This is a genomic window from Sphingomonas sp. (assembly GCF_039595165.1).
In the GTDB taxonomy this organism is placed as follows: Bacteria; Pseudomonadota; Alphaproteobacteria; order Sphingomonadales; family Sphingomonadaceae; genus Sphingomonas.
On sequence record NZ_JBCNMA010000036.1, the window covers coordinates 1 to 25,914 of the forward strand.

At 70.9% G+C, this 25,914-nt stretch carries 19 protein-coding genes, 1 tRNA gene and 1 pseudogene; all 21 read right to left on the reverse strand.

Translation table 11 applies throughout. The features are described from left to right. Nucleotides 1-232, reverse strand: a pseudogene (locus ABDV68_RS08630) (glucose/galactose MFS transporter); the annotation flags it as partial. A 120-nt stretch (nt 233-352) separates the two neighbouring features. Next, a tRNA-Thr gene (locus ABDV68_RS08635) sits at nt 353-428 on the reverse strand. Between the two features lie 60 nt (nt 429-488). After that, a complete protein-coding gene (locus tag ABDV68_RS08640) occupies nt 489-3,521 on the reverse strand; it encodes a DUF4157 domain-containing protein (protein WP_343519425.1) in 3,033 nt (1,010 codons plus the stop codon). A gap of 27 nt (nt 3,522-3,548) precedes the next feature. After that, nucleotides 3,549-4,028 (reverse strand): hypothetical protein, encoded by a 480-nt coding sequence (locus ABDV68_RS08645; protein ID WP_343519426.1) that lies wholly within the window; start codon nt 4,026-4,028, stop codon nt 3,549-3,551. A 167-nt stretch (nt 4,029-4,195) separates the two neighbouring features. Then, nucleotides 4,196-6,901, reverse strand: a complete 2,706-nt coding sequence (locus ABDV68_RS08650; RefSeq protein ID WP_343519427.1) for a DUF4157 domain-containing protein — start codon at nt 6,899-6,901, stop codon at nt 4,196-4,198. Further along, entirely contained in the window at nt 6,901-8,826 is a 1,926-nt protein-coding gene (locus tag ABDV68_RS08655; protein ID WP_343519428.1) for an AAA family ATPase, read from the reverse strand. Before ABDV68_RS08655 ends, ABDV68_RS08650 begins: the two co-directional genes overlap by 1 nt. Before the next feature lie 3 nt (nt 8,827-8,829). Continuing rightward, nucleotides 8,830-9,189 carry a hypothetical protein gene (locus ABDV68_RS08660; RefSeq protein WP_343519429.1) on the reverse strand — a complete coding sequence of 120 codons (360 nt, stop codon included), beginning with the start codon at nt 9,187-9,189 and terminating at the stop codon, nt 8,830-8,832. A 26-nt stretch (nt 9,190-9,215) separates the two neighbouring features. Beyond that, on the reverse strand, nt 9,216-12,521 hold the full coding sequence (locus ABDV68_RS08665) for a DUF6519 domain-containing protein (protein ID WP_343519431.1): 3,306 nt from the start codon (nt 12,519-12,521) through the stop codon (nt 9,216-9,218). A gap of 36 nt (nt 12,522-12,557) precedes the next feature. After that, a complete protein-coding gene (locus ABDV68_RS08670; protein WP_343519432.1) occupies nt 12,558-14,645 on the reverse strand; it encodes a hypothetical protein in 2,088 nt (695 codons plus the stop codon). After that, nucleotides 14,642-17,338, reverse strand: coding sequence for a hypothetical protein (locus ABDV68_RS08675; protein ID WP_343519433.1), 2,697 nt, complete (start codon nt 17,336-17,338; stop codon nt 14,642-14,644). The genes ABDV68_RS08670 and ABDV68_RS08675 overlap by 4 nt, the downstream gene beginning before the upstream one ends. Next, entirely contained in the window at nt 17,338-19,869 is a 2,532-nt protein-coding gene (locus tag ABDV68_RS08680; RefSeq protein WP_343519434.1) for a hypothetical protein, read from the reverse strand. The genes ABDV68_RS08675 and ABDV68_RS08680 overlap by 1 nt, the downstream gene beginning before the upstream one ends. Further along, on the reverse strand, nt 19,866-20,240 hold the full coding sequence (locus ABDV68_RS08685; protein WP_343519435.1) for a GPW/gp25 family protein: 375 nt from the start codon (nt 20,238-20,240) through the stop codon (nt 19,866-19,868). The genes ABDV68_RS08680 and ABDV68_RS08685 overlap by 4 nt, the downstream gene beginning before the upstream one ends. Further along, nucleotides 20,237-20,560 carry a hypothetical protein gene (locus ABDV68_RS08690; RefSeq protein WP_343519436.1) on the reverse strand — a complete coding sequence of 108 codons (324 nt, stop codon included), beginning with the start codon at nt 20,558-20,560 and terminating at the stop codon, nt 20,237-20,239. Before ABDV68_RS08690 ends, ABDV68_RS08685 begins: the two co-directional genes overlap by 4 nt. After that, entirely contained in the window at nt 20,560-21,075 is a 516-nt protein-coding gene (locus ABDV68_RS08695; RefSeq protein WP_343519437.1) for a phage baseplate assembly protein V, read from the reverse strand. Before ABDV68_RS08695 ends, ABDV68_RS08690 begins: the two co-directional genes overlap by 1 nt. Beyond that, on the reverse strand, nt 21,072-22,199 hold the full coding sequence (locus ABDV68_RS08700) for a hypothetical protein (protein WP_343519439.1): 1,128 nt from the start codon (nt 22,197-22,199) through the stop codon (nt 21,072-21,074). The genes ABDV68_RS08695 and ABDV68_RS08700 overlap by 4 nt, the downstream gene beginning before the upstream one ends. Before the next feature lie 4 nt (nt 22,200-22,203). After that, the gene (locus tag ABDV68_RS08705; protein ID WP_343519440.1) at nt 22,204-22,557 is read right to left on the reverse strand and encodes a LysM domain-containing protein; all 354 of its coding nucleotides are present in this window, start codon (nt 22,555-22,557) and stop codon (nt 22,204-22,206) included. After that, nucleotides 22,554-23,225: a hypothetical protein gene (locus ABDV68_RS08710; RefSeq protein WP_343519441.1), complete on the reverse strand. Its 672-nt coding sequence runs from the start codon at nt 23,223-23,225 to the stop codon at nt 22,554-22,556. The genes ABDV68_RS08705 and ABDV68_RS08710 overlap by 4 nt, the downstream gene beginning before the upstream one ends. After that, nucleotides 23,222-23,425 (reverse strand): hypothetical protein, encoded by a 204-nt coding sequence (locus ABDV68_RS08715; protein ID WP_343519442.1) that lies wholly within the window; start codon nt 23,423-23,425, stop codon nt 23,222-23,224. Before ABDV68_RS08715 ends, ABDV68_RS08710 begins: the two co-directional genes overlap by 4 nt. Beyond that, a complete protein-coding gene (locus ABDV68_RS08720; RefSeq protein WP_343519443.1) occupies nt 23,422-24,738 on the reverse strand; it encodes a DUF4255 domain-containing protein in 1,317 nt (438 codons plus the stop codon). Before ABDV68_RS08720 ends, ABDV68_RS08715 begins: the two co-directional genes overlap by 4 nt. Beyond that, nucleotides 24,735-25,496 carry a hypothetical protein gene (locus ABDV68_RS08725; protein WP_343519445.1) on the reverse strand — a complete coding sequence of 254 codons (762 nt, stop codon included), beginning with the start codon at nt 25,494-25,496 and terminating at the stop codon, nt 24,735-24,737. Before ABDV68_RS08725 ends, ABDV68_RS08720 begins: the two co-directional genes overlap by 4 nt. After that, on the reverse strand, nt 25,493-25,914 hold a 422-nt coding region (locus ABDV68_RS08730; RefSeq protein ID WP_343519446.1), incomplete at its 5' end, for a hypothetical protein. The genes ABDV68_RS08725 and ABDV68_RS08730, both read right to left, overlap by 4 nt.

Genomic DNA, 25,914 nt, shown 5'->3' on the forward strand with positions numbered 1-25,914 from the left:
GCTTTGCGCCGGGGATGCCGATCACCAGATAGGCGGTGAAGAAGCAGAACTGCACCAGCATCGCCTGGGTGTAGTTGAGCGTGAACAGCTCCTTGAGCTTCGGGATGATCACGTCGTTGAGCGAGGTGATGCCGCCGAAGATGAAGAACAGCGCGAAGACGAAGACCTGCAGGTCCGGGGCATTGATACCCTGGGCGGTCCCTTCGCCAGGCGCCGGATCGGTCGAGCTCAATGGTGTGACGGGTGCGGCCAACGCCCCTCTCCTGATAACGTTGTCAATCGCCGGGTCATACCGCGCGCGTCGGGGGAAAGGCGAGATGAAAATGCGGCTGGAGGGATGGTAGCGATAAAATGGTGCCGGTTGCAGGGATCGAACCCGCGACCTTCGGTTTACAAAACCGCTGCTCTACCAGCTGAGCTAAACCGGCACGCCGCCGCCATAGCTGCGCAATCCGCACGCGCCAAGATCGGTCTTCGGGTGGACCGCGTCAGATGCCCGTGATCGGCGTGCTTGTCGGGCCCGCGGGCCATCGGCTCTGGGGCCGCCCGTCGGCGTCGTAGAAGGTCGTCGGGCTCATGATCACGTCGAAGTCGTTGACGCTGCGCACCACCGTGATCCGCATCGGCAGGAAGCCCGCAACCATCGTGTCGCCGTTCATCATCGCGACCAGCCGCGTGAACCGATGACCCACCACCCGCTCGGTGGCTTCGGGCAAGGGGGCGATCCGCCCCGGTTGCGGGCCGCTTGCGAGGAACGCGCGGATCCGGTTGCGCTGTGCCTCGGTCAGCCCGCCCGGCGCGGCTGCGGTGTCGCGGTCGGCCGGCGCCGGGGCGGCGGGTCCGGGCACGGGCTCTTCCGGCACGGGCGTTTCCGGAGCGGGGCCAGGCGCGGGGACCTCGATGACTTCCTCCTCGATCTCGACCTCGCCTCCGCCCTGGAACTCTTCGTCCGAAGGCTCGCCAGGCTCGCCCTCGGTTCCGGCGCGGACGTCGGCGACCGCTTGTTCGAGTTGCGCGAAGATCTCGTCCTCGGTGGCGTCGAGCGCTGCGACCACGCGCTCGATCAGCGCATCGGCCTGCTCGGCGGTCAGATCCTCGGGCACGGTGGCGAGGAAGCGTTCGATCATCGCATCGGTCAGCGGCAGCCCGTCATGATGCCCGACCATCTCGCGGAACAGCCGCTCGCGCTCGGGCGTGGCGGCGAGGCGGTCCTGATACTCCTGCGGGATCGGCAGCGGCTCGACGGGCGTCTCGGGCGCAGGCTCGGGCTCGGAGACGCCGTCCTCGGCTTCGCTGCTCGCCGGCGCTGGCTCGGCCTCAGTCGCGCGCGACACGCCTTCGCGGGCGTCCTGCAGGCCCTGGTCGATGATCGGCCCGATCGGTTCGCCGCGGCGGCGCGCCTCGATCGCGCGGCGCAGGCTTTCGACGGTGGGCTGAGTCGCCGGGTCGCTGTTGCTCGCGGTCTCCATCCCCTCAGCCAGGATGCGTAGATCCTCGTCGGAGAATGTGTCGGGATTCTCGGCGATGATCTCCATCGTCCGCTGCGCGATCGCACGCTGCGCCTCCGTCAGGTCGCCGGACCGCGCGGCATTCTCGAGCGCTTCCTTGAGCGCCGGGTCGGCCTCGATCCGCGCGCGCATCTCGTCGTCGACCGGGATGCCGTCCTGTTCCATCGCGTCGAACAGCGTCTCGAGCGGCGACTCCCCGGGTCCGACGCCGGCTTCGGCGCGGTCGGAATAGAAGATCACCAGCGCCGCAACTGCAGCCGCCTCGAGCGGTGCCAGGAAGCGCCTTGCGGCCGCCCCGCCAAGCCGGCGGATGGCCCACAAGGCGGCTGCCGCCGCCGCCGCGGCGAGCGCGACCCGCGCGGCTTCCTGCATGCCCTCGTCGCCGACCTCGGCGTTGTCGTTGGCCGGCTCGCCATCCCAGCCGGGCAGCCAGATCGGCCCGTCGGGAACGGAGACCGGCCCCTCCGGCACCTCGACCGGTCCTTCCGGCACGGAAACCGGTCCCTCGGGCACTTCGACCGGCCCCTCGGGCACGGTGACCGGCGGCGCCGGAACCACAACGGGCGGGTTCACCGGGATTGGCGTGTCGGGCACGCCGACCGGCGGTCTGCGGCCTTCGGGCACGCCGGGGGCATCGGGGACGCCGACCGGCGGCGCGATGGGCACATCGAATGGCTCGCGAACGCGGTCGCGCACCCGTTCGCGCTCGCGCTCGCGGCGTGGTTCGCGCCGGCCGCAGCGGCATGCCGGGTTGCGCTGCGCCTCGGCCCAGGAGGGGCTGCAATGATATTGGTAGATGCCCGGCTCCATCTGGCAGACATGGATCATCTGCGGCGGGCAACCGGGCGGGCGGGTCGGCTCGGACAGCTCGAAAGGCGCAGGTGGCGGCGCTTCGAGCAGCCGCACGTCGTCGAACAGGCCGCCTTCACGCAGTTCGCGGCCATAGTCGTCGAGCTTGTTGCGCGCCTCCTGGATCTGGTTGCCGGCATCGTCGAACGGCTTGATCTCGGCGATCTCGATCGTGCGCAGCCCGTGCCAGTCGCTGATCCGCGACAAGTCGACTTCCGGGTTGAACGGCGGCGTGTCGCCCTCGGGCACGGTCGGGACGACCATCTCCATGCCGGGACCCGAGGGTACCAGCGTCGGATCGTCGAAGAAGAACCGGTACTGGATCAGCTGGTGGACGATCGCGCCGATCGCGCCGAAATTGCCCCCCATGCAGATACCGCACCCGGCCGCGCCGCCGCGTCGCATTACCGGGGGCGGACACTGGCGGTAGACGGTGTCGGCGGCCTGCCGGCGGATCGTCACCGCGCCCGGGGTGCCGCCCTGCTCGCGCAGCAGCGGTGCGCCGCCGCTGTGCTGGAGCGTGTGGACCAGCTCGTGCGCGAGCAGGCGGCGCCCCTCCGGCGTGCCCGGACGATATTGGCCGGGGGCGAAAGCGATGTCCTGGCCGTGCGTATAGGCGAGCGCGTTGATCCCGTCGGCTGCCTGCGCGGCGCGCGCGCCGGTATGGATCCGCACGCTCGACAGGTCATGCCCCAGGCGCGGCTCGAAAAAGGCGCGTTCGGTGGGGGCGAGCGGCGCGCCGCCGCTCGCGACCGCAGTCGCCGCATTGCGGGCCGAGCGCTGGGCGACGCTGCCGCCATCGGGGGCTCTGCGGGCGATCTTGCGGCCGATCCGGCGTTCATCGTCGGTTTCACAGCTCCCACAGCAGGCGCGGGCAAGCGCGGCGCTGGTCGCGGTGGAGATTTCGAGCGGCGCGGTCACTGGGGCGGTCATGCGCATGACCCGCTCGGCCACGGCATCGGCTTCGCGCTCGTCCGCATCGCCCGGGGTGCTGACGGCCAGCTTGGGATGGAGCCCCTGCCCGGCGAGGAAGGCCAGCCAGCGCTCGGCCGGCGGCCGGTCCCGCGCCGGCCCTGCCTGCGCGTCGGCTGACGCAGGGACGGACGCAGCCGATGCCGCGCCAAGCGGGAGCACGGACCGCGAGCTGCCGGGAAACGCGCGCATCACGAGGTTCCTTCGCTGGCGTGCAGCTCAACCATCGGCGTGCCTCCAGACGACCCGAGCCGGATCGCTCGACCCGGCACCGCAGGAAAACTGCATCACCGCCGAACCATGCGGCACGGCGGCGCCGAAATGATCGAAGCGGAAGCGCAGGACCGCTGTGGCGCCGGTGGCGACGATCGCCCGGCCGTCCCACAGCCCCGGCTCGGCGAAGGCGTGGTCGGCGCGATCGATCCGCAGCCGGCTTTCGAAGACGAGATCGGGAAGGGACAGCGGATCGGGCTCCGAATTGACGATGGCGACGATGAAGTGCGGGTCGTCGGGCACGGGGATGAGCAAGGACAGCCAGAGCACGATCAGCGCTCGCTCCGGCATCGCAGGCGGTGCCGTCACGCGCAGTCCGTTCAGGTCCCAGCAAAGCGGACCGCGCCGCGCCCGCGGTTCGAACAGAGCCAGGCCGTCGGGCGAGTCGATCTGCACGCCGCGCGCGAGAGCGAACGCGCCGTCCAATTCTTCGCCCGCGGCGCCGTCCGGCGCGGAAAGGCGCGATTCCCCGATCGCCAGCGGTCCCGGGCCCGCCCATTTGAGCCAAGCCTGGCACCCGCGCCCGCCGAGAGGCGGGAGAAGCGCGAGCAGCAGCCCGTCCGAAACGACGACGCCGGGTTGCACATCGTGCGTCATGCCCGCGCGGGGCCTTCGCCCCCCTCGTCATCGTCGGTCTGCGCAAGCCGTTGGTCGGGACAGTTGGTGTCGCGCTTCGCTTCCTGATCGCATTCGAGCAGACGCTCGCGCACATCGTCGAGGCACTGGTAGTAGCGGATGCCCGACCCCACGCCGCCCCATCCGCCCAGCGGCGGGATCACGGCCTCGAGCGTGCACGCGATCGCGCCTTGTCTGGCTTCTTCGATACAGGCATCCACGCGCCGCGACAGCTCGGCGCGGTCGCATTCGGGCTCGGTCTCAGGTTCGGGTTCGGGCTCCGGTTCGGGTATGGGTTCCGGTTCAGGCTCGGGCTCGGGTTCGGGCGGCGGGTCGGGCGGCCGTGGCGGCGATGCGCAGTTGATGCCGTGGAAGGTATGCTCGACCGCGCCGTCGCCCGCGCTTGCCGACAGGCCGTAGGCGGTGACCGCCGCGCCGGACTTCTTGACCGTGAGTTGCCAGCAACGGGGATTGCGCGTGTCGCGCTCGACGATCCGTTCGATGATAAAGCCCGATGCGGGCGAAGCGACCCAGCCCGATCCGGCGCGCGCATCATAGATGCGGAACAGCTGCTTGACCCGCGCATAGCCGGGGCGCCTGATCCAGCGATATGGCGTGCCGTGATGATCCAGCACCGATCCGATGATGGCCGGATTGGGTTCCGCGGGATCATTGACGCCGCCGACACCCATCCCCTGCAGCCCGCCGCGTTCGACATCGACCGCGACCGCTTCGACATAGTGGCATTCGTCGAGATGGCTGTGCCTTCCGCTGTCCGATTCCCATGCCATCTCGGCATAGAAGGCACAGCCATATTGGGTGACGTCGGTCGAATGGAGCGCCACCGACCAGTTTTCCGCGATCGTGGATACGGCGAAATGGTTGCTCCACCCGACCAGATCCGATTGCCAGACCGCGCCGAGCTGCAGCTGGGGACCGATCCCGGCCTCGGTCATCCGTGAGCCGAGGATCGACAGCATCGTGGTGCCGGTGATGCTGGCGGTGGTGGCGCCGTCGATGGTCGCGTCGCCAGCAGCGTTGTGCGGCGCGCTGACCGAGATCGTGATCGGCTGCGTGACCGGCGGCGGATTCTCGACCACCGCCGTCACCCGCACGGGATCGCGCAGGCCGATCCGGTCGGGCATCCCCGACGGCGAGTTGCCGGCGGCGACGTCCGGGACGAAGCGGACGCGTGGACCGCCCGCCTCTTCGGGCCGCGGGCGTTCCGGGCGATCGGGGGGCTTCGGCGGGCCGCCCGGCGGGTCCGGGATGACCGGGATCGTGCAGAGCTCGGGCAAGGCCAGGCAGACCGCGCCGAGGCACAGCTCGGGCGCGATGATGCAGATCAGCGGCGAAAGGAGGGGCAGACCCGGCAAGATCGGCAAGCCGCAGAGGATCGGATGCTCCTGGCAGAAGGAAGGGTCGTCGGGGGGTGGCCGTTCCGGCTCGTCCGGCGGATCCGGGTCGGGGTCGGGATCCGGATCGTGGTCGGGCATGGGATCGGGATCCGGCTCGGGATCGGGGTCCGGATCCGGATCGGGTTCCGGCGTCGGATTCGGGATCGGCGGCGGAGGCAGCGACAGGCGCAGATCGACCCGGCGATTGCGCGATCGGCCGTCGACGGTCGCGTTGTCGGCGGCGGGATTGGCTTCGCCGACCGCCATGATCCGCACGCGGCCGGCGAGTGGCGTGAGGACCGCCGATACCGCCTGCGCCCGGCGACGCGAGAGGTCGAGATTATGCTCTTCGGGCCCGGTCTCGTCGGTGAAGCCGATCGCGCGGAAGCTCAGTGTGCGGGTGCCGTGAGCGTGGATGAGATGGCCGAGTTCCTGCAGCACCGCGCGGTGCTCGAGCTTGAGCGTCGCGTGGTCGATGCCGAAATTCCAGAGGCTGATCGTCATCGGCCGCGCCTGTCCCGAGATCATTCCGGGACTGGTTCGCGACTGGGCGATCTCCTGCGCGCGGGTGAGCGGCACTTCCTCGTCGGGATCGCGGCGGAGCAGGCCGGCATCGCCCTCCAGCACGACATGCGCGAGCTCATGCGCAAGCAGCCGTTTGCCTCGAGCGGTGCCGGGCGCGTAGCGGCCTTCGGCGAAGACGAGATCGCTGCCCACGGCATAGGCCTTGGCGCCGACCTCGGCCGCCGACTGGGCAGCGACCGCGTCGGTATGGACCCGGACATGATCGAGCACGGCGCCGAAGCGCGGTTCGAAATAGGCGCGCGTCGACGGCGAAAGCGGTGTGCCGCGGCGCGCGAGCGTGCGGTGCACGCTGGGCGGCGCCGCCGCGCCGGCGCGGGATGCGCCGCCCGCCCGCGCGAGCGGCATCCGGCGCACCGTGGGTGCCGGACGCACCGAGCAAGTCGGGCAAGTCTCATCCTCCGGCCGGCCCGCGGCGAGCTTGGTGGCGCATTCGGGGCAGCTCGCACCGGCAAGGCCGTTCGAGCGCTGGACCTGCAGCACGGCCTCGGCCAGGCGATCGGCCGCTCGCTCATCCGGCGTGTCGGCGCCACCGACCGCCAGCGCAGGCCGGATGCCTTGTCCGCCCAGGAAGCTGAGCCACTGGGTCCGGCTGCGCCTCCGCTCGGGCTCGATCTCGGGCGTGGTGGCCTGCGCCTGCGCGGGCGAGGCGGACTGTTGCGCCGGGCCCGCGCGCGCCTGGACGGCGGCGGCCGGCGCGCCCATCAGCGCCCTCGTCCGAGTTCGCGCGCGCCGAGCGGCTTTTCGAGCTTGCGATACTCGCGCGCGGCGGCCGCGGCGCAATGCGCCATGGTCAGCGGGCCTCCCGACCGCGCGGCGAGGAAGGCTGCGGCGAGCGCGACATTGCGGATCGCGCCGCCGGTCAGGTCGTACTGGGCGAGCCGTGCATAATCGATCCCCTCGCGCGGCAGCTCGGGCGGGAAGACGCGCTCCCAAATGCGGCCGCGCTGCTCGGCATTGGGATAGGCGAACTGGACGATGAAACGCAGCCGGCGGAGGAACGCCTTGTCGAGCGCGTCCTTGAGGTTGGTGGTGAGGATCGAGAGCCCCGCATAGGTCTCCATCCGTTGCAGGAGGTAGCTGACCTCGATGTTCGCGTAGCGGTCGTGGCTGTCCTGCACCTCGCTGCGCTTGCCGAACAGCGCGTCGGCCTCGTCGAACAGCAGGATCGCGCCCCCGCCCTCGGCCGCGGCGAAGATGCGCGAGAGGTTCTTCTCGGTCTCGCCGATATACTTGCTCACCACCTGGCTCAAGTCGATGCGGTAGAGATCGCGTTCCAGCGCGTTGGCGAGGACCTCGGCGGCGAGTGTCTTCCCCGTGCCCGAGGCCCCCGCGAACAGCGCCGCGACCCCTGCGCCGCGGCCGAGGCGAGCATCGAAACCCCAGTCCTCGAACACGCGCCCGGCGAAGGCCACATGGTCGACGATGTCGCGCAGCAGCTCGTGCTGAGCGTCCGGCAGGACCAGGTCCTCCCAGCCGACCGGGGAGACGATGCGTTCGGCCAGGCCCTCAAGCCGGTCGCGTGCCTGCATTCGGCATGCGCGCCACAGCGCAGCGCGATCCGCGCCGGTGCCGGCCAGCCGTGCCGCGGCGACGCGGTCCGCGCCGTCGAGCAGGAAGGTGCGTGCCAGCAAATCGATCTCGGTCGCGGCAAGCCGCGGCGCAAGCTCGCGCCAGTGCGTCCGCCGCTCGGCCAGCGTCGGAGGCGAAATATCCAGCCGCAACGCGGGTCGGCGGGAGATGGCGAGCGGAGTTGCCGTGGCGATCAGCACCGGCGCCTCCACCAGCGCCGCGAACTGCGCGGCCGTTCCCGCCACATCGGAGGCAGCGCCGCTTGCGTCGAGCAGCAACATCGCTTCGCTCAGCGCGAGATCGCGGCTGCACGCGCGGGCCAGGTCGGCGAGCTCGGTGCGCGCCACGGGCAGCGTCGCGGCCGCCAAGGAGAGCACCAGCAGCCCAAGCCGCTCACCCGCAGCCGCGGCCAGCATGCGCAGAGTGCCGCCATCCTCGGCGCATAGCTGTATCACGGGGCCGCCCGCCGGGTCGTCGAGATCGAGCAGGGCAGCGATCTGTTCGGCGCAAGCCTGCTGACTTGGCGCCAGCCAGCCGTCGGCGCGGAGCGGCGCCAGATATTCGGATGCAATCTCGGCACCGGCGAGATGGAACAGGACGCGCTCGTCGATCCGGAAGGGGGTCACGCTCGCCGCCTCGACCGGGCCGGCCGACACGATCAGCCCCCACAGGCGTAGCGGCGCATCGGGGCGCAGGGCGGCGAGGCGCGCCTCGGGCAGCAGCCGTCCCGCCAGCGCGAATGAGACCGCGCCGCTGCGTTCCTGTCCCTGCAGCGCCGCGCAAGTCGCGGCGAGCGCGGGATCGAGCGAGACCGCGGCAAGCGTCAGCAGCAGCGCGGTCTCGAACCGGTCGAGCTCGAACACGCGCGACAGACGGTCGAGCGCCGACCATGGCGCCGCTCCCGCCGTGCCGAGCAACCGGTCGAGATCGACCGGCGTGATCGCCGGCTGCGGTTCGAAGGCGATATGCGCGCGCAGCAGGTCCGCGGCGCGCGCGATCCGGTCACCGTCGCCGACCGGCCGCGCGATTGGCAGCGTGATCGTACCGGCCTCGCTCATCGCTCAGGACTTGGCTGACTTGGACCGCGTCGCCTTGGCGGCGCTCGTCTTCGTCGCCTTTGCGGGCTTCGGTGATGCCACGTCGCTTCCGCCCTTGGACACCTCGCCGGGAGGCTCCTTGGCGCGCTTCTGCGCGGCGGCCAACGCTTGCTTCTCGTTGGCGAGCGCCGCGTCGATCCGGGCGAGCGTGGCGGCCTTGTGACGGTCAAGCCGCTTGATGCGCAGTTCGATCCGCTCGACCTGGGCCGCTGCGGTGGCCCTGCCGAGCTGGTCGGCGAGCTCGCGCGTGGGCTTAGCGGACATGCGCTTCTCGAGCGCGTCGATCGCCTTCATCCGGCTGGCGACGAGTTCGGTGAATTTCATCACGGTCTCCTGTGCGCGGCGCCGGCTCACAGCCGGCGGTTGAACTGGGCCTCGGGGGCCGGGAAGTTGGGGTCGTTGACGATCTCGCCGGCGGTGATATTGCCGATCACGGTCCCGGCCATGCCGTTGAGGTCGATGGAGGGCAGGCTGCGTGGCATTCCCTTGACTTGGTTGCCCATCACCACACCGGCAGTACCCAGGAGCGCCACCGTCGCGCTCCGGGGCGTGCGTGCACCCCAATGGTTGCAATAATTGCCGGTGAAGAACACCCGCTCGAAGCGCAGGCGGAACGTGTCGGTAGACTGGAGCTGGGTGAGCTGGACGAGCGCGGACAAGCCCTTGCCATAGAACTTGTTGTTCACGATCGTGCAGGGGTAGCCAACCGTCAGCTCGTTCTGACCTGTCGAGAATTCGAACAGCCCGAGCAGCGCAAGCGCGCGGTCCTCGAGCCCGTCGGGCCGGGCCTCGGGCAGCGTGGTGGTGACGAGGTTCTCGCTGACCAGCGCCTCGAGCACGAGCGCGCCGGCGATCCCGGCGATCGCGACATTGTTGGGCTTGCCGTCGGGGCCGACGCCGGTATCGACGACCTCGTTCCCGCAGATCGCGAGCTCGCCGAGCACGTAGATCGCGCCGATCCCGCCGGCGAAGCCGCCGTCATAGCCGCAGTTGCGCAGCCGGTTGCCGGTCACCGCGGTGCGCCCGCTCGCCTGCAGCAGCGCGATGCCGAAGCTGCGCGACTGGTCGATCACGTTGCCTTCGATGGTCGCGGCGAAGTCCTGCGTCAGCGCGATCGCGAGGCCGCCCGGCGCGAAGCCATTGTCCGACACCTGCGTGTAGCGACCGTCGCTTCCGAAGATGCCGATCGCCGCCCGATCGAACAGATTATCGTGCACCGTGGCGGACACGGTGTCGTTCAGCGTCAGCGCCATGAAGAACGGCTCCTCGCCCGCACGTAGCCGGTTGTCGGTGACGGTCACCGCGCTGGCATGGCCGATCACGATGCCGATCGTCGTGCCGCGGACCGAATTGTGCGCCACGGTGACGCCGTCGGTCAGGTGCGAGGCGTCGTCGTCGGTCGCGCCGACCACGATCCCGGCCGAGGCGCCGCCCTGTTCGTCGGCATCGACCTCGATCTGGTTCTCGACCACCACGAGATCGTTGCCGGAGACGAAAATGCCGAAGCTCGTCCGTCCTTCCAGGCTGACGTGATTGCCCCGCACCGTGCATTCGTCGGACGCGGTGTCGATGGCGCGTAGCGGCTGATCGGTGCCTTGCTGCTCGGAGAAGGCGAGGCGGATGACGTTGTCGGCGATCAGCGACCCCGCTGCGAGGGAATGCCGCGTATCGGAGCCCAGATCATCGTTGATCACGATGCCGTTGAGCACACCGGTGATGTTGTTGCCGGTGACGTTGAGGCGCGCGGTGGACTTGAGCGCCATCACCGCGACCAGACCGACCAGTTCCTCGCCGCGCAGGTCGAAGACGTTGTCGGCGACGACAAGCGGCCCGCTCTCGCCGACCGTGATGACGCCGTTGGCAAGTGTCGTGAAGTCGCAATCCCGGATGGTCACGTCATCGGAGCCGGAGACTGCGATGCCGGTCGAACTGCTGCCCCCGCTCGCCGAGAAAGCGCAGCAGGCGACGTTGACGCTGTCGCAGTCGACGATCTCCAATATCCCGCCGCTGTCGCCACCGTCTTCGTGGCGGAAGTGGATCATGTCGATGTCGATGTTGCGCGCATCGTCCACGCGCAGCACCGCGCCCTCGCCCATGCGGCGGACGATCGCCCCACGGCTCTCGCCGACCAGGATCACGTTGGACGTCGTGAGCGAGAGCTCGCCGTCGACCTGGTGCTCGCCGACGACGAGGCACACGCAGCCGCCGGTCTCGACCGGCAGGCTGTCGATCGCCGCCTGGATCGAATCGCCGATCTCGACCGTCACCGTGCAGCAGCAGTCGCAATCGCCGTCGAGCGGGTCGCGGCAATCCTCGACCACCTCGGTGAACACCCCGCCCGCGGCCTCGACCAGCGCCAGCCGGCAATAATGATGGTGATAGTCCTGTGGCGGGGCGGCCGCGAGTTCCTCGACCGAGCTGTCGGCATAGCGCGCGATGAAGCTCCAATTGTCGTTGACGTGCGCGTCGCCGAGCCCGGCAGCGAGCGTGAACGCCGCCTCGACCCCGTCCTCGAGCGAGACGAAGGTGCCGTCGGTCGGCACGGGGATCAGCCCGGTCGCGCCGGGTGCGTCGAGATCGGCCAGGACCGTCCCGTTCTCGTCGCGGATCTCGCCGGCCTGGTCCCAGCGGCGCAGCACCGGGTGCACGCTCCGGTCGGCGTCGGGCCCGCCGCCGTCGAGCAGCAGCGCGCCGGCGGGCAGCGGGTCCTCCAACGTGACCGTGTTCGAGGGATCGTCGACGCTGAGCACGCGCGCCATCGTCCCCGACTGGCCCGCGAGCAGTCGGACCTCGTCGGTGATCTCGACCCAGTCCCCGGCGTTGAAGCGCAGGAAATCGTCCTTGGCGACCTGCGCGACCTCGAGCACGTCGCCTTGCGGCTGGGCGAGGATCGCGGTGGCGACGCTGCCGTTGGTGCGCGAGAATTTGACCAGCGGCGCGCCCGCAGCGTCGAAGCCGTGGATCGCCACCAGATAGGTACGGTTGTCGATCCCGCGATACAGCGCGCCGGGCGGCAGCAGGCACGGATCGGTGACCGCATTGGCCGGGTTGGCGCGGGTGGTCAGCCGCGCGCGCGACGGGCTGATGAAGACGTCCCACCCGTCCGGATCGCTGCTGCAGGTCGTATCCGGGTCGACCGGACCGAAGGTACGCACCTGCCACACCGTCTGACGCCGCGCGAAGGTATCGGTGGCGATCGCGGGGTCGAGGATCGAGAGGTCCTCGAGGAAGGTGACGTCGCGCTGCCAGACGTCGACATAGGCGATGTGCAGCCCGTCGGCGGGCGCGCCCGCGCCGCCGGTGCCATAGGGCTGGTCGGCAAACGCGACCGGGTCGGCACCGCGCTCCTCCGACAGCACCGGATCGAACAGGGCGTCCCCGGCGCCGAAATTGTCGGCGAGGTGCCCGTCGACATAATAGCGCCCCGGCGCGATCGTCAGCGCGCCGCCGGCGATCCCGATCGCGAAGCTGTCCGGCAGGATTTCCGGATAGCCGCAACGGCCGGCGAGGTCGGTCATCAGGGCGCGGACGCGACGGTCGCGCTGCGCCTGGTTCTCGTTGCCGGGCGCATCGGTGGCGACGCGGCCCTGCATCGTGGTCGTCCACGCGGTGTGACGCCGCGGATCGAAGCTCTTGCGGCTGATATCGACGGTCATCTTCCCATCCTTCCCGTCGGCGGCGCCGTGCGCCGCTCAGGTTGCATAGACATGGCTTGCCTCCAGCCCGCTGGGCAGGAACTCCTCGGTCCGCACCGCGAAGTTGCTCTTTCGGTGCGGCTGGTGGATGTGGCTCCACAGGCCCATCTCGCTCTCGTCGTCGGCCCCGGTGCGGATCGCGAGCGGCGTGGCGGTGAGCAGCTGGAGATAGCCCGGGCGGCCGTAGCGGCGCGCCGTGTAGCCCGGCTTGAGCGGGGTCACGATCCGCCGCTCGATCGTCGCGATGGCGAGTGGGGAGAGCGCCGGACTGGCTTCCTTGGCCGCGCGCAGCGCCTCGCCCAGCGCCAGGCTCGGCTGGCAGCGATAGCGTCGCGGCACGCGCGAACCCGAGGGGATCCAGCTGAACCGCGCGCAACCCTGCTGCGTGTCCTCGGCATGGATCGCGAGCGGCCAGATGTCCCCCGAAGGGTCGAGCGTGCCGTCGAGGATCGAGTTCGAGATCAATGTGAAGACCCGCGCGTGAACCTTTCCGATCACGGTCGAATCCTCGATCGTCACCAGTCCCGCGGCGGCAACCCCGTCGAGCGCGGCGAAGGCGACGTGATGGCGCTCGGTGGCGTCGATCGCGCTGTCGCGGATCACGAGCACCGTCGAGGGATGCGCGCGGATGCCGCCCAGCACTGAGCGTTCGATCTCGACCAGCACGCCCGGCGCCTCGATCACCAGCGAGGGCACCTGGGGCTGCTGCGGCGTGCCGTCGGCATCGGCGGCGATGCCCGGCAGGAGGGTCATGTGGCGCAGGGTCAGGCGGCGCAGCGCGTTGGTGCCGTTGTCGGGCACGACCAGCGCTCCGCCAGCGACCATGAGGCCGTTGAGCGTCACCTCGCTCTCGGCCGCACCGGTGATCGCGCAGTCGGCGGTCAGGCCGAGCACCGGCCGCTCGCCATTGGCGGCGCGCAGCTCGATCCGTTCGTCGGCGGCGGCATCGATCGTGAAGGCGCCGTCGAAGCGCTCGCTGTCGCGCAGCTCGACCACGCCGCCGGTCTGCGCCGAGTCGATCGCCGTCTGGAGATTGCCGCCGAGATTGACCGGCACCAGCGGCGCCAGCGCTCCGGCGAAGGTCGCCGCGCGCTCATAGGCGCCACCGCCGACGTCGCCGGGAAAGGCGTCGTGGAACAGAATCTCGACCCGGTTCGGCGCGGCCTGTGAGGCGGGCGTGGCGATCCGGCCGAGCACCGGATCGAAGGCGACCACATCATCGGGCATGTGCGCCCAGCCGGCACCCTGGTCGGAGAGGTTGCAGATGCACAAGGCCGCCGGATCCACCTCGATCCCGTCGATCCAGATGCGGAAGGCGCGCGGGTGATAGTCGGCGAGATCCTCATGCAGGCGGCGACGCGACAACGGGATGGGCAGATGCTGCGGTCCCGCCAGCGAGCGGCGGTCGGCCTCGGTCAGCGGCAGGTTGAAACACTGCGTGTCGAGGCCCAGCGGGTGGCAGGCATAGCGCCGCATGCCCATCCCTAGCGCGCGGTGCCGCGGCCACGGGCCGGGCCGCAGCCGCCACAGATAGAGCCCGATATTGGCGATGTTGTGCAGCCCCTCGCGGCGCACGATGCGGCCGGCATCGACGCTGTAATGCGCGCTGTCGAAGGCGGTGCCGAGATCCTCGAGCCGCTGGGTGTTACGGAGGTCGAGCGCGCCATGGACCTGCGGGCGGGGGTGGTTGGCGTATTGCGGGTGCGCAAGCAGCTGGAAGAACTCGACCACCCGCGTCGGCCAGCCGGTGGCGCCGCGCGCGACCTCCTCGAGCGTCGCGGCGGTGCCCTTCGAACGGACCAGCGCGATCCATTGCGCCGCGAGCGCGCGCTGGCTGATCGGGCCGATCTCGTGCACCGGGCGATAGCCGAACAGCGCCGCGAGATAGGGCACCAGCCACGGCTCGCACGTCTCGAGGAACTGGTTGTCATAGAGGCGCTGCGCCTCGTCCCACAGCGCGTCGCCCTGTTCGCCGAGCACGGCGAGATAGGCGCGCAGCGGATAGCCCTGCTCGGCGTCGCGCTGCCGGTAAACCTCGGGCAGCGTATCGTAGAGCCAGTCGCCCATCGGCAGGTTCGCGTTCATGTCGCCACCTCCAGCCAGTCGAGGGGGCCGGGGTGGAGCAGCAGCAGCTCGGCCCCGAGCGTGGCGGTGGCGCTCGCCGCCGGGAGCATCGCTTGGCGTTGCGGGAGCGCACCGGTGTAGAGCCGGTCGAGCATCACCGCGATCACGCCGGGGACCTCCTGCAGCACCGTGACGACCTGCGAATCATAGACCGTCTGGGCGAAGTCGCGCGTGTCGAACCCGAACGCCTTGCGCAGCGCCTTCTCGGCGGCGGCGACAACGTCGGCGGCGACATAGTCGGGATGCGGCACGAGCTTGGCGGCGAGGCGGAAATAGGTGAGCCGGAAATCGCGCAGCGCGAACCGCGCGAAGGGAATGCCGCTGCCCGTCAGCGCCTTGCGCAGCTTCTGGTGGAGCTCGCCGCTCGCCGGAACCGGGGCGCCAAGCTCGCCGGCTACGGTGAGCGCGACGCCGGGGGCGGGGAGGCCGGGGATCTTGACGCGCTCGGCGCGCGCCTTGGCGATGCCGCTATAGGTCAGCGCGTAATCGGCGAAGTCGCTGAGCGACACCACCCGGTCCATCGTGCGGCAATAGAGCGGCAGCTCACCGCGCAAGGCTTCCACGCCGACCGGGTCGGCGCCGCCCTCGCTCGGCAGCGGGTTGCGCACCCCTTCGAGCCCGAGCGGGCGCGACAGCAGCGTGTCCAGCTGCCCGGCCTTGACTCGCCCGCCCAGGCCGAGACCGATGCGATAGTCGAGCGTGATATTGTCTTGGCCCGGCGGTGGCAGTGCGCCCTGCAGGCCGTCGCCGAACCCGATCCGCGGCTTGCCGGTCTCGTCGAGCGCGAGGGTATAGATGCGGTCGGCCGGCCCCGCGTCGAGCAGGTCGGGCGCCTCGTGCCAGGCGATGCCGTTGATCCGCAGCGTCAGCTCGGGCCGTCCGCCGCCCGGGACGTCGGCGCTGACGAAGGTCAGCGGCGCCTGCTTCGCAGTGAAGCTGGGATAGGCGGCGCGGCTGCCGCCACTGCCCAGGATCTCGAAGCGCGTCTCGCCATGCGTCGCCGGTGCGACATTGGCGTTGATGCGCAGCGCGCGGCGGTCGAAGTCGTGCTTCAGGCCGGCGGCGAGGGTGATCGTGGTCCGCGCGCCCGGCGACATCAGATGCGCGACCGCGGCGATCATCGCATGCTCGGCGACCGGCGAGTCGATGCCGTCGGCGAGCAGGCCGGTGAGCGCGAGCAGCTGGCCCGGCTGAAGCCCCGGGCGGAATCCGTCGAGGGCGATCGCGGTCGTCCCGGCGGGCAGCTTGGCGAACATCGGCGCGGGCGGAAGGTCGAGCCAGCCGCTGACCGCCCAAGCGGTCGTGCCGCGGATGCTGAGGCTGCTGAAGCCGGTGTCGTCGTGCAGCTTGATCCGCGTGCACTTGCCGGTGATCGCGAAGTCGGAGACGGCGATCTCGGTCACCGCTTGCGCCATATAGAGGCCCCACACGTCGCCATCGACCAGCGCCACCGCGCTGCCCGCACCGACGCCCTCGACGACGCGGTCGAGGAAGACGTAATTCTCGCTCGTGTCGAGCTGTTCGAGCGTGCCGCTATCGGCCCAGCTCGCCTCGGTCCGGCCGAAATAAGGTCCGTTGACGGTGCTGGTGATCACGACGTTGCCGTTGCTGTCGGTGCCGTAGACCGGGATCGTGCCGGTCAGCGCGGTGGGCAGCGTGTCCAGCCCAGGCGCGGTCTTGCCGAAGGTACCGGCGCTGGCGCGGAAGGCTAGCACGCGCTTGACCGGCGGATCGGCGGCGGCGAGCGGATCGAACAGCGCCTCCTCGCCGACCCCCTTGGCCGCGAGCAACTCGGTCAACTCGCCCGCGTCGAGCGTGTCGCCAAGCACCTCGGCGAGCGCGGGCGGATAGTTGGGCAGGAAGAAGCCCGGCGGGCCGGCGATGCCCATCTCCACCGGGGTCGTCGCCAGCGGCACGAGCTGGACCACGGTCAGGTCCGGGCGATCGGGATCCTCGGCCGGGTTGGCGGGGAGCGGGGTGACAGCGGTGATCCGCGCGAACACCGGCGTGCCGTTGTCGGCGCTGAAGAACAACGCATCGCCCGGCTTGAGCCCGGTCTGCGTACCGCCGAGATAGAGCTGGTTGGTGGTAGCGAGCAGCGGCTGCATGGCCGCCAGCTGGGGCCGCATCGCGTTCCAGGCCGGGCGCGCGGGGATCGCGGCGCCGGTCTCGAACAGCGCCGGTTTCTCGTCCGGCCCGGGCGTCGACTGGACCTTGATGCCCGAGGGCAGGGTGACCGCACGCGGGGCGCCGGGCGCTTCGGCCATGGTGAAGGCGAGCTTGGCCGAGGCCGCCACCCCCGGGCTCGGGCGGTAGCCGACCAGTTCGGCGAGCATGTGCAGCGACAGCCGTTCCTGCGCGGTCGGCAGCAGCGTCTCGTTCGCCAGCCGCTCGGCGTAGAAGCTGAGCACCTCGCCGGTGGTGGACCAGGCGTCGATCAGGGCGATCGAGAAGTCCACTGTGGAGTCGCGCGACTTGAGGTCGGCGAGGGGGCCGTATTCGGACGTCGTCAATCGCGCGATCAGCGAGTCGCGATAGCTCCAATAGCCGCCGGCGCGCAGCGGGACCTGGTCGAGGCCGGTGCGGGCGAAGCTGGCGCTCGGGGCGGTGACCGCGAGGCCGCCGCAGCAGCCGCAGATGTCCGGGCCGGCCATCAGCGTCCTCCCCGCATGGCGAGCCGCAGCACGCCGCGGTCCGGGTGGCTGGGATCATTGTCGAGCCGCGCGATCTCGCGCCTGCCGAACAGCAGCTTCGACGCGGCGAGCCCGCTGCTGTCGGGATCGTTGAAGCGGCGGAACAGCGAGGCCTTGACCTCGACCACCCCGGCGACGCCCTGCGCCAGCGCGATCAGCGGCGAGAGATGGACGGTCGCGCCGAAGCGCATCCGGTCGGGGTGGAACGCGCCGAGCGTGCCGTCGGGCAGGACGCGGTTCGAGAACACCTCGAGCAAAGCCGCCTTGACCTGGCCGCGCTGGTAGCGCTCGGACACGCACACCTGCAGGTCGATCTCGAGCGGGACCGCGATCGGCTGGTCGACCTCGAGGTCGCGACCGGCCATGCGATAGGGCTCGACGAAGGCGCGCAGCGCGTCGCGGAACTCGGGGTCGACCGCGAGGCCGCCGGTGCGGTCGGCGGTGATCTTGACCGTGTGCCACGAGCCGGTGTGCATGATATCGGTCACGCTCCCCTGCAGCGGCCCCTCGGGCGGGCGGAAGCGCGCGGCGATCACGTCATGGTCGTCGCGAGTCACCGCGCGGTCCTGGCGACGATAGGCGAAGGGCGCGCGGCGGCGCATCGCCGCGACGCTCTCGGGCGCGCGGCCGCCGACCGCCGCGGTCATGTTGCGCACCTCGGTGATCCCGGCCGGGCCGAGCATGTGGACCAGCCGGTCCTCGCCGATATTGCCGAGGGGGCCCAGCCCGACGCGATAGGTCGCGACGAATGCGGTGCGGGCATTGGGGCGGAGGCCGTTGACGTCGTCGCCGAAGCGCAGCGTCGCGCGGCCATCGGCCTCGACCTCGGGGACGAAGTCGGGCGTGTCGGGGCCGCTGCCGAGCAGGTTGCGCTGCGCGAAATAGTCGCGCGCGCCGCCGTCGAGCGTGCCGACCAGGTCGATCGAGGGCTGCGGCAGGCCGGGCGCAGCGAGCAGCGCGACGGCGCCGGCGAGCGGATCGAGCGGCGCGGCGAAAGTGAGCGGGGCGGCGGCGAGGACTGGCGCGAACCGCGGGATGATCGCCTCGGCCTCGGGGCGGTCGCAGATCGTCTCGGTGCAGTTGCGCGGCCGCGCGCCGGCATCGGCCAACTCAAGCGGTCCGCGTCCCGGCGCCCAGGCGCGTACCGGTTCGGGCACGCTGCCGAGCGGTTCGTCGCTGATCGTGCGGCCATGGTCGGCCAGCACGATGTTGCCGCGCGCCACCGACACGCGCGGCAGATAGACCCGGCCATAAGCGGCGTCGGTCTCGGCCGACAGGCACAGCGGGCGCACCAGCGCGTCCTCGCGGACCCAGCGGATTTCGGTGACCTGCGCGCCGGTGACGGGATCGGTGCGCGGCGCACCGCCGTCGAACGCGCTGACTTCATCCAGCCGCACGACCGGCCGGTTCGCGCGGTCGCGGTCGGCGGGGTTGCCGGTGCGCGGGCCCAGCACTTCCTCGAAGGCAAGGAAGTGGCCCGGTGCCAGATCGGGGAAATGCCCGGCGAGCGTGGCCGAGGTCGCGCCCGCCCGCAGGCAGCAGGCCTGATCCGACCAGCTGTGGAACGCCATCTCGGTGTGCGCCGCGCGCAGCTCGGCGAGCGGCATCAGCGCCTCGAACACCACGTCGGCGCGGTCGAGCGCGGCCGCGCCCGACAGCACCGCGCCCTCGTCGCCGATCCGCGACGCGAAGGCGGTGCCGGCCGGGATCACCGGCGCGAAGTCCGGCCCGACCGGGAGCAGGTCGGCGTCGACCGCGAGATGGACGAAACAGCGCGCATTGCGCCCTTCGTCGAGCGCATAATCGACCGCCAGCCCCAGCCGCCGCGCCGATACGCGGCTGCGGACATGCGCCAGCCACGCGTCGGTATGCGCCGCGTCCTGGAGCTGGGCGATTTGGTCGGCCATCACCGCGAGCCCGTCGACCAGCGCCATGCGCAGGTCGGCGACGTGCGGCGGCGGCGCGTCGGGCTGGACGGTCGCGAGCCGGCCTATCATCAGCCGCCGGAAGCTCGCGGTGTCGCGCGCGAGATAGTCGATCTCGGGCAGCGGCCGGGGCGGGTCGGCGCAGCCGCACGGCTGCAGGCAATCGAAGTCCGAAGGGCACTCGACCTTGAACGAGAAGTCGATCGCCGCCAGCTGCGGATCGAGCTCGACCGGCGGGCGCTCGTCGAGCAACCCGCGGCGGAAGCGCAGCCGGTGGATTGCGAAGTCGCCCGGCGCGAGGAGTTCGACCACCACGACGTTGAGTTGCGGCGCGAGCCCGGTCTGCACCGCGACGATCGGCAGTTCGCCGCCGGGGCCTTCGACGACCAAATTGGTCTCGTCATAGACCGTGGGCGCGGGATCCTTGAGCAGGTGCACGTGCAGGAAGCGCTGCCGGTCCGCCTCGACCGGCGCAGCGTTGTCGATCACTTCCAGGAAGTCGATCCCGTTGAGCGTGCTCTGGCGGGTCGCCTCGCGGCGGCGCAGGTCGCAGCAATGCCGGATCATGCCGTGCCCTCCGCCCGTAGCGTGGTCTCGCCCGCCTCGCCGGTGGCGACGATGCGATAGGCGATGTCGATCAGCAGCGCCGAACCGTCGATCCGCACCGCCACCCGCGCTTCGGAAATCTCGCGCGAGAGATGCTGCTGGATCGCCAGCTCGACCAGCATCTGCGCGGTCGCGGCGACCTCCTCGTTGAGCGGCCCGAACAGCAGGTCACCGAGCCCCACGCCGAGCTGCGGCCGGGTCAGCCGCTCTCCGGGACGGGTGAACAGCAATTGCTCGAGCAGGTCGCGGACATGGTCGGCGCGCGTCGTCCGCGCGGTCAGCCCGTCCGCGCCGAAGCGATAGGGAAAGTCGGCGTAGAGCGGCGCGGTCATGTCGCGATTACCCGGGGCTGAACGACGGTGGGGGTCAGCGGCGTGCCGGTCGGCGCGGCGATCGAGACGCTGTCCATCAGCAGCAGGGGCTGGCCGAGCGAGAGGACGCGAACCGAGCCGGTGGCGAAGCTCGCGGTGACGCAGGGGCCGTTCGCAGCGGGGGGCGGTGGCAGGGTGCAGCCGGCAACGATCCACGGCCCCGGCTGAGTCACGGTCGGCTGGGCGGAGACCATCACGCGCGGATTGGGCACGGTCGGCGTCGCCTGGCCGGCATGGGCGCAGAGCACGGTCGCGCCGACATGGAGCATCGGTCCCGGCATCACGTCACCGTCAGCGCGCCGAGGTTGATGTCGACGGTGGGGCCCGCCATCGTGATCGTTGCGCCCTTGCCGTTGGTGATCGTGATTCCGACGTCGTTCACCGCGATCATCGCCCCGGTCGAGCTCTGGATGACGATCCCGCCAACCCCCATCGGGCCGAGCCCGTCGGAGATGACGATGCCGTTTTTGAGCGGGGTCTGGAGCGTGATCGCCGGGGTCGGCGGAGGTGCGGTGTTGGCGAGCAGCGGCTTCTCCGCGGCGGTGGCGACCCAGCAGCCGGTCCAGATCGGATAGTCGGGATCGCCCTGCTCGAACTCGACATAGACGCCGGAACCGATCACCGGCACCGCCCAGATCCCCATCTGCATGCCCGCGACCGGGAAGCACGGGTTGCACCAGGTGGTGGGCGCGAGCCCGGTGACGTCGGGCACGGTCACCATCAGCCGCCCGATCTGCAACGGATCGATGTTGTTGATCACCGTCCCGCGGTATTTGCCGTAATAGGGCCCGGTCATGCCGCCACCTTCGGAACCGTGGAGAGCACGCCGTTGCGGGTCAGCTCGAAGTCCTGCGAGACATCGCCCTCGGAGAAGCTGGTGGTGACCTTCTCGACATAGTGAAGGCCGTCATAGGCGGGGCCGGCGCCCTGCAGCCCGACCAGCTTGTGCGGTTCGAGCAGGCGGCCGTAGCGCAGCGGATTGACCTTGCCCGAGACCTTCGAATAGCCGACCTGCGACCGCGTCGCCTTGGCCATGCCGATCAGCGCCGCCTGCACGGGGTTGTGCTTGGCCGAGCCGGTGATCCGCTCGACTTGCAGCGGGATCGGCGGGACCAGCCCGAGCGGCGGATTGAGCACGGGATTGGCCACCGCCGGGATCGGGATCGGCACCTTGGTCTCCGGATTCTGGATCACGACGATCGGGAGCTTCGCCTTCTGCGTATCGACGCTGCCGGTGGCGGATTCGACGTTGCGGTGCGCATCCATGTCGAACGACAGCGCCGGCTGGACCTCGCCGACGCGCAGGTCCGGCCCCCAATAGGCGAAGCTCATCCCCACCGCCGGGCCCGGCTGCATCATGAAGATGTAGCCGACATCGTCGGCGAGCTTCTGGATGTATTTGAGATCGGTGCCCTGCTGCTGGGGAATGGTGCCGGTCGGCAACGGCACGTCGAGCAGGATCGAGGGGATCACCTTGGGGATGATCCCGAGAAAGGCGTATTTGGCGACGATCAGCGCCACGCGCGCGAAATCGGGCATCGCCGGATAACGCAGGTCGGGCAGCTCGATATAGTCGAGCACGCGGCTCAGATCCTCACCGGTGACGGTGAGCCGCGTGGTGCCCGGGGATTCGCCTGCGGACAGCGCGTGGTTGGTGCTCACCCCGTCGATCAGCACGGTCTCGCGGCCGTTGACCTGCGCGGCGATCACCACGCGAACGAGCGGGATCGAAGCACCGCCGCTGACCAGGAACAAGAGGTTGAGTGGCGAACGCTGGTCGAGCTCGAAGACCAGCTGGAACACGCCCGGCGCGTCAGCCGAGGCGCTGGTGACCGAGGCAGAGACCAAGGCGTCGAGCACCTCGGGCGGGGCGGGCAGCGGCACCGCGGGGCCGATGAACAGCTTGAGACGGACCGACATCGGCTCAGCCTCCCGTCGTCAGCGTCGAGGCGACGGCGATCGCGATGCGCGACCCCGCCTCGGTCAGGAGGGTGCGCGGATCGCGCACGCCATTGGCCTCGGGCAGTCGCCAGCCCTGCTCGGGATCGGCGAAATATTGCGCGGCGAGCAGGTCGAGCCGGTCGGCGCCCTGCACCTCGTGCACTGCGATCCGCTCATAGTTGTCGAGCGAAGGGAGGAAGCGGCGGCCGACACAGGCGACCTCGCGCCCGTCGGGCAGCTCCATCCGCAGCAGCGGCAGCCCGTGATAGCGGCTGTCCGGCGGGAAGGGCGCCTTGTCCGCGGTCGGCGGGGCGAGCAGGCGGGTGATCTCGTTCATAGCGCCCCCGCGATACCGAGTTCGGCGGCGGCGCCGTCGGGCACCATCGCCGCGCGGCGCTCGATCCCGCGCAGATAGGCCATGAACAGCGCGCCGCCGCGCGTGGTGACGCCGAGATCGGCGACGCTGAGCGCGCGCATGCCGAGCGTGGCGGTAGCGGTGACCGGCACCAGCCGCGGATCGAACAGATCCTCGTTGAACGACAGCGCGGTGAGCTTGACGGGCAGGATGTTGCCCGCGCCCCACACGAATAGCGTGAGCGGCTGCTCCATCGGCACGATCTCGAGCGCACCCGACTGGCGCAGCGCGTCGTTGCTCTGCAGGACGTCGGCGGTGGGGGTGACGAGCATCTGCAGCGCCGCGATCCACGGCCGCACGCCCTCGGCGGCCGCGGCACCGGCCGCGCCCGCGAGCGACGCGCCGTCGAGGCTGCGCAGGATCGCGTCGGCGGCGTCGAGCTTGATCTCGACGTCGATCGACTCGACCGCCGGGGCGGTGAGCCGCAGCGGTCCGGTGCTGTACGAGCTGACCGCGCTTTCCTTGATCTCGAACGAGCGGCGCAGCGTCGCCGGGTTGACCAGCATGGGGAGCGTGCGCACCGCACGGCCGGCCGCGAGATCGTAGCAGACGATCCCGGCCTTGAGGAAATGCGGCTGGACCGGGTTCATTCACCGCCTCCTTGGATGCGCCGCACCACCGCTTGCGCGGTGCGCGTCGCGAGTGGGTTCTGCCCCCCGGGCACTTCGGAGGTGCCGCCGAGCCGGGCGGCGATGCCCTGCTCGAGCGCGGCGCGGAACGCCTCGGCGCGGTGGCGCTCGCCTGCCGGGAGCACGAGGCGGTCGATGCGGATGTCGGTCGGGCGCGTCATACCGGCACCATGAGCGTTTGTGCGGGATCGAAGGCGGGCGGGCGCGGCGCGAAGTCGGGGCCGATCGGAGGCCGCTCGCGCTGGACCAGCCAGCTCTCGACCCCGTCGACGCGCAGCCGCAGCGGGTAGTTGCCGGCCGCCAGCGCGGGGAAGTCGAACACCGCCTGAGTCTGCGGGGCGCCGCGCGGCGGAGCGAGCGCGGCGGTGCCGCCGAGGATCAGCTCGACTTGCTGGCCGGGCCGGATGCGCGGGCGGATGCCGAGCGTGACCCGCACGGTATCGGCGTCGGGCCGGGTCACGCTGACCGGCGGGAGCTGCGGGCGAGGCGCGATCTGCACCGCGACGCTGTTCGAGGCGCGCCGCGGCTCGCCGGGGCCCGGCGCGGCGAGAAAGCGCACGGTGAACTGACCGGCCGCCCATACCGCCGGGGCGTTGGGGATGGTGACGCTGCGCATCCGCGCGCCGCCGCCGGCATCGGGCGCCAAGTCGATCGGATCCTCGAGCGCGGGGCTCTCGAACCGGATCAGCTGATCGGCGCCGTCGAGGCCCTGACCCCACAGCACGATCGTGTCGCCGATCCGCGCGCTCGGCTGGCCCTGCGGCAGCGTCACCGCGCGCAGGAACGGCGGGCCAGCGGTGAGCGAGGGCGCGACGTCGGGGCCGGTGTTGTCGGGACCAATCGTCAGCACCGGCAGCGGCTGAACCGTGGGTTCCTCGATCGCGATGATCACCGAGGAGACGCGGTACGCCATCGAGCTGCGGTAGGAGGTCTGGAAGGCGGTCCACAGCTTCGACATCTCCTCGAGCCCGAGGTAGATCGGCGCGATCGTCAGCTGCTCGATCTGACTGGCGAGCCCGGTCTGCGCGAGCGCCTGGAGCACCGGGGGCAGCCCGCCGGCGATCGCTGGCGAGGGGTTGAGCCCGGCGACGATCTCGTCGCGGTCCAATCCGGGATGCTCGTGCAGGATCTGCATGGCATGGCCGAGCAGGATGTCGGCATGGAGATCCTCGCCCGAGGCGGCGCTGACCAGATAATAGAGGTCGAGCGCGAGCGGGGTGTTGGCGACGCGGCGTCCGTCGGGACCGCGTGTCGCGAGGATCTCGTTGGTCCAGTTGGGCTGCGGATCGACCTTGTAGAGGAACACGTTGAGCACCGAATTCTCGTCGGTGACCGGATCGAGCAGATCGGGCGCGCGGGCATGCACCACCACGTTTGTGCCGATGTTCGCGGCGACGTCGTTGTCGACCAGCCCGTCGTTGAGCAGGTCGCGCAGCAGCTGCGTGACCCCGGCGATGGCGAGCGCGGTGCTCATCGCCGCTCCCGTGCGCGGGTCGCGCGATAGTCGGCGAGCGACAGCGGCGGCTGCCAGGCGGGCCGAGGTGCAGCTTGACGAGGGGCGGGATGCGGCTCGGGGGCGACGACGATCTCGCCGATATGGATGGTGAGGCCAGGTTCGGATGCGCGGCGCGGGGGTTCCGGCGCAGGGGCGGAGACCGTCGGCGGGCTGGGGCAGTCGTTGCGCAGCGGCGTGTCGGTGCGCGGGGGCGGCGGGGCTTCGCGCGTCGCTGACGGAGCAGCGGGATCGGGTGCCAGCAATTGCATCACCGCGGCCGAGAGGCTGTCTGTCTGACGCGGTCGATATTGCGCACGGCGCGTGCTGCCGGAGGAAACCGGAACGGGACCAGGCACGGCGCCCGGCGCTGGTGGTGCAGTCGCGTCCGCGGGCGCGAGGGGCGCGGCGGCCGTCGCGGGTTGCGGCTCGATCGCGGTCGGACCTGTCTGGGCCGCAAGCTTGGGGGCGGCCGGGACGTGCGGGGGCATCAGGCGCTGCGTCGGCGACGGGACCGTCTGAGTCACAGCCGCGGACGGCGATCCGACGGGCGCGTCCGGGCGCAGCGACGCGGGCGGAGGGGGCGCCACGACCTCCCCGGTCCGCTCGATCAGCGGCGCCGCGCGCGCCTGTTCGGCGGCGAAGGTCTGCGCGATGCGCGGCCGCAGCGTGCTCACGCCGCCATCGGCGCGTTCGAGGAGACGGGCGGCGAGGCCGGGCGGGGCGGGCGCGTCGCTCATCCTTCGATCAACGCGATGTGCGCCGCGCGGCGGCCGGGCGAGAGCGCGAGCACGGCCTCGCTGCTCCAGCCATAGGCCCCGGCGATGACATGGATGTCGCGCAGCAGCCGCTGCGCCTCGGCGGAAATCCGGCGCCAGAGATAGTCGAGGATGTCGAACGCCGTCTCACCCTCGGCGCCGCAGGCGTCGCAATGATGCGTGAGCGTCAGGTCGGTGAGGCCGCCCGCGCGCGCCAGCGCGGCCTCGGCTTCGGCGGCGCGGACCGGGTCCGGCGCCGTGCCGAGCAGCGCCGCGAGCAGTAGGGTCTCCGGCTCGGGCGTTCGCAGCGCGGCGGCGAGATCGCGCGAATCCGGCAGGCGGCACGAGGCGCCGTCGGCCAGCGCGATCCGCTCGGGCGCGAGTGGAACCGCCAGCGCGT

Bases quoted from the DNA above. Each gene is read 5' to 3' on its own strand.
- ABDV68_RS08705 (WP_343519440.1), bottom strand. From the start codon at position 22,557: ATGAACGAGATCACCCGCCTGCTCGCCCCGCCGACCGCGGACAAGGCG.
- ABDV68_RS08725 (WP_343519445.1), bottom strand. From the start codon at position 25,496: ATGAGCGACGCGCCCGCCCCGCCCGGCCTCGCCGCCCGTCTCCTCGAA.
- ABDV68_RS08660 (WP_343519429.1), bottom strand. From the start codon at position 9,189: ATGAAATTCACCGAACTCGTCGCCAGCCGGATGAAGGCGATCGACGCG.
- ABDV68_RS08650 (WP_343519427.1), bottom strand. From the start codon at position 6,901: ATGGGCGCGCCGGCCGCCGCCGTCCAGGCGCGCGCGGGCCCGGCGCAA.
- ABDV68_RS08710 (WP_343519441.1), bottom strand. From the start codon at position 23,225: ATGAACCCGGTCCAGCCGCATTTCCTCAAGGCCGGGATCGTCTGCTAC.
- ABDV68_RS08670 (WP_343519432.1), bottom strand. From the start codon at position 14,645: ATGAACGCGAACCTGCCGATGGGCGACTGGCTCTACGATACGCTGCCC.
- ABDV68_RS08665 (WP_343519431.1), bottom strand. From the start codon at position 12,521: ATGACCGTCGATATCAGCCGCAAGAGCTTCGATCCGCGGCGTCACACC.
- ABDV68_RS08655 (WP_343519428.1), bottom strand. From the start codon at position 8,826: ATGAGCGAGGCCGGTACGATCACGCTGCCAATCGCGCGGCCGGTCGGC.
- ABDV68_RS08700 (WP_343519439.1), bottom strand. From the start codon at position 22,199: ATGTCGGTCCGTCTCAAGCTGTTCATCGGCCCCGCGGTGCCGCTGCCC.
- ABDV68_RS08675 (WP_343519433.1), bottom strand. From the start codon at position 17,338: ATGGCCGGCCCGGACATCTGCGGCTGCTGCGGCGGCCTCGCGGTCACC.
- ABDV68_RS08640 (WP_343519425.1), bottom strand. From the start codon at position 3,521: ATGCGCGCGTTTCCCGGCAGCTCGCGGTCCGTGCTCCCGCTTGGCGCG.
- ABDV68_RS08680 (WP_343519434.1), bottom strand. From the start codon at position 19,869: ATGATCCGGCATTGCTGCGACCTGCGCCGCCGCGAGGCGACCCGCCAG.
- ABDV68_RS08720 (WP_343519443.1), bottom strand. From the start codon at position 24,738: ATGAGCACCGCGCTCGCCATCGCCGGGGTCACGCAGCTGCTGCGCGAC.
- ABDV68_RS08715 (WP_343519442.1), bottom strand. From the start codon at position 23,425: ATGACGCGCCCGACCGACATCCGCATCGACCGCCTCGTGCTCCCGGCA.
- ABDV68_RS08690 (WP_343519436.1), bottom strand. From the start codon at position 20,560: ATGCCGGGACCGATGCTCCATGTCGGCGCGACCGTGCTCTGCGCCCAT.
- ABDV68_RS08685 (WP_343519435.1), bottom strand. From the start codon at position 20,240: ATGACCGCGCCGCTCTACGCCGACTTTCCCTATCGCTTCGGCGCGGAC.
- ABDV68_RS08695 (WP_343519437.1), bottom strand. From the start codon at position 21,075: ATGACCGGGCCCTATTACGGCAAATACCGCGGGACGGTGATCAACAAC.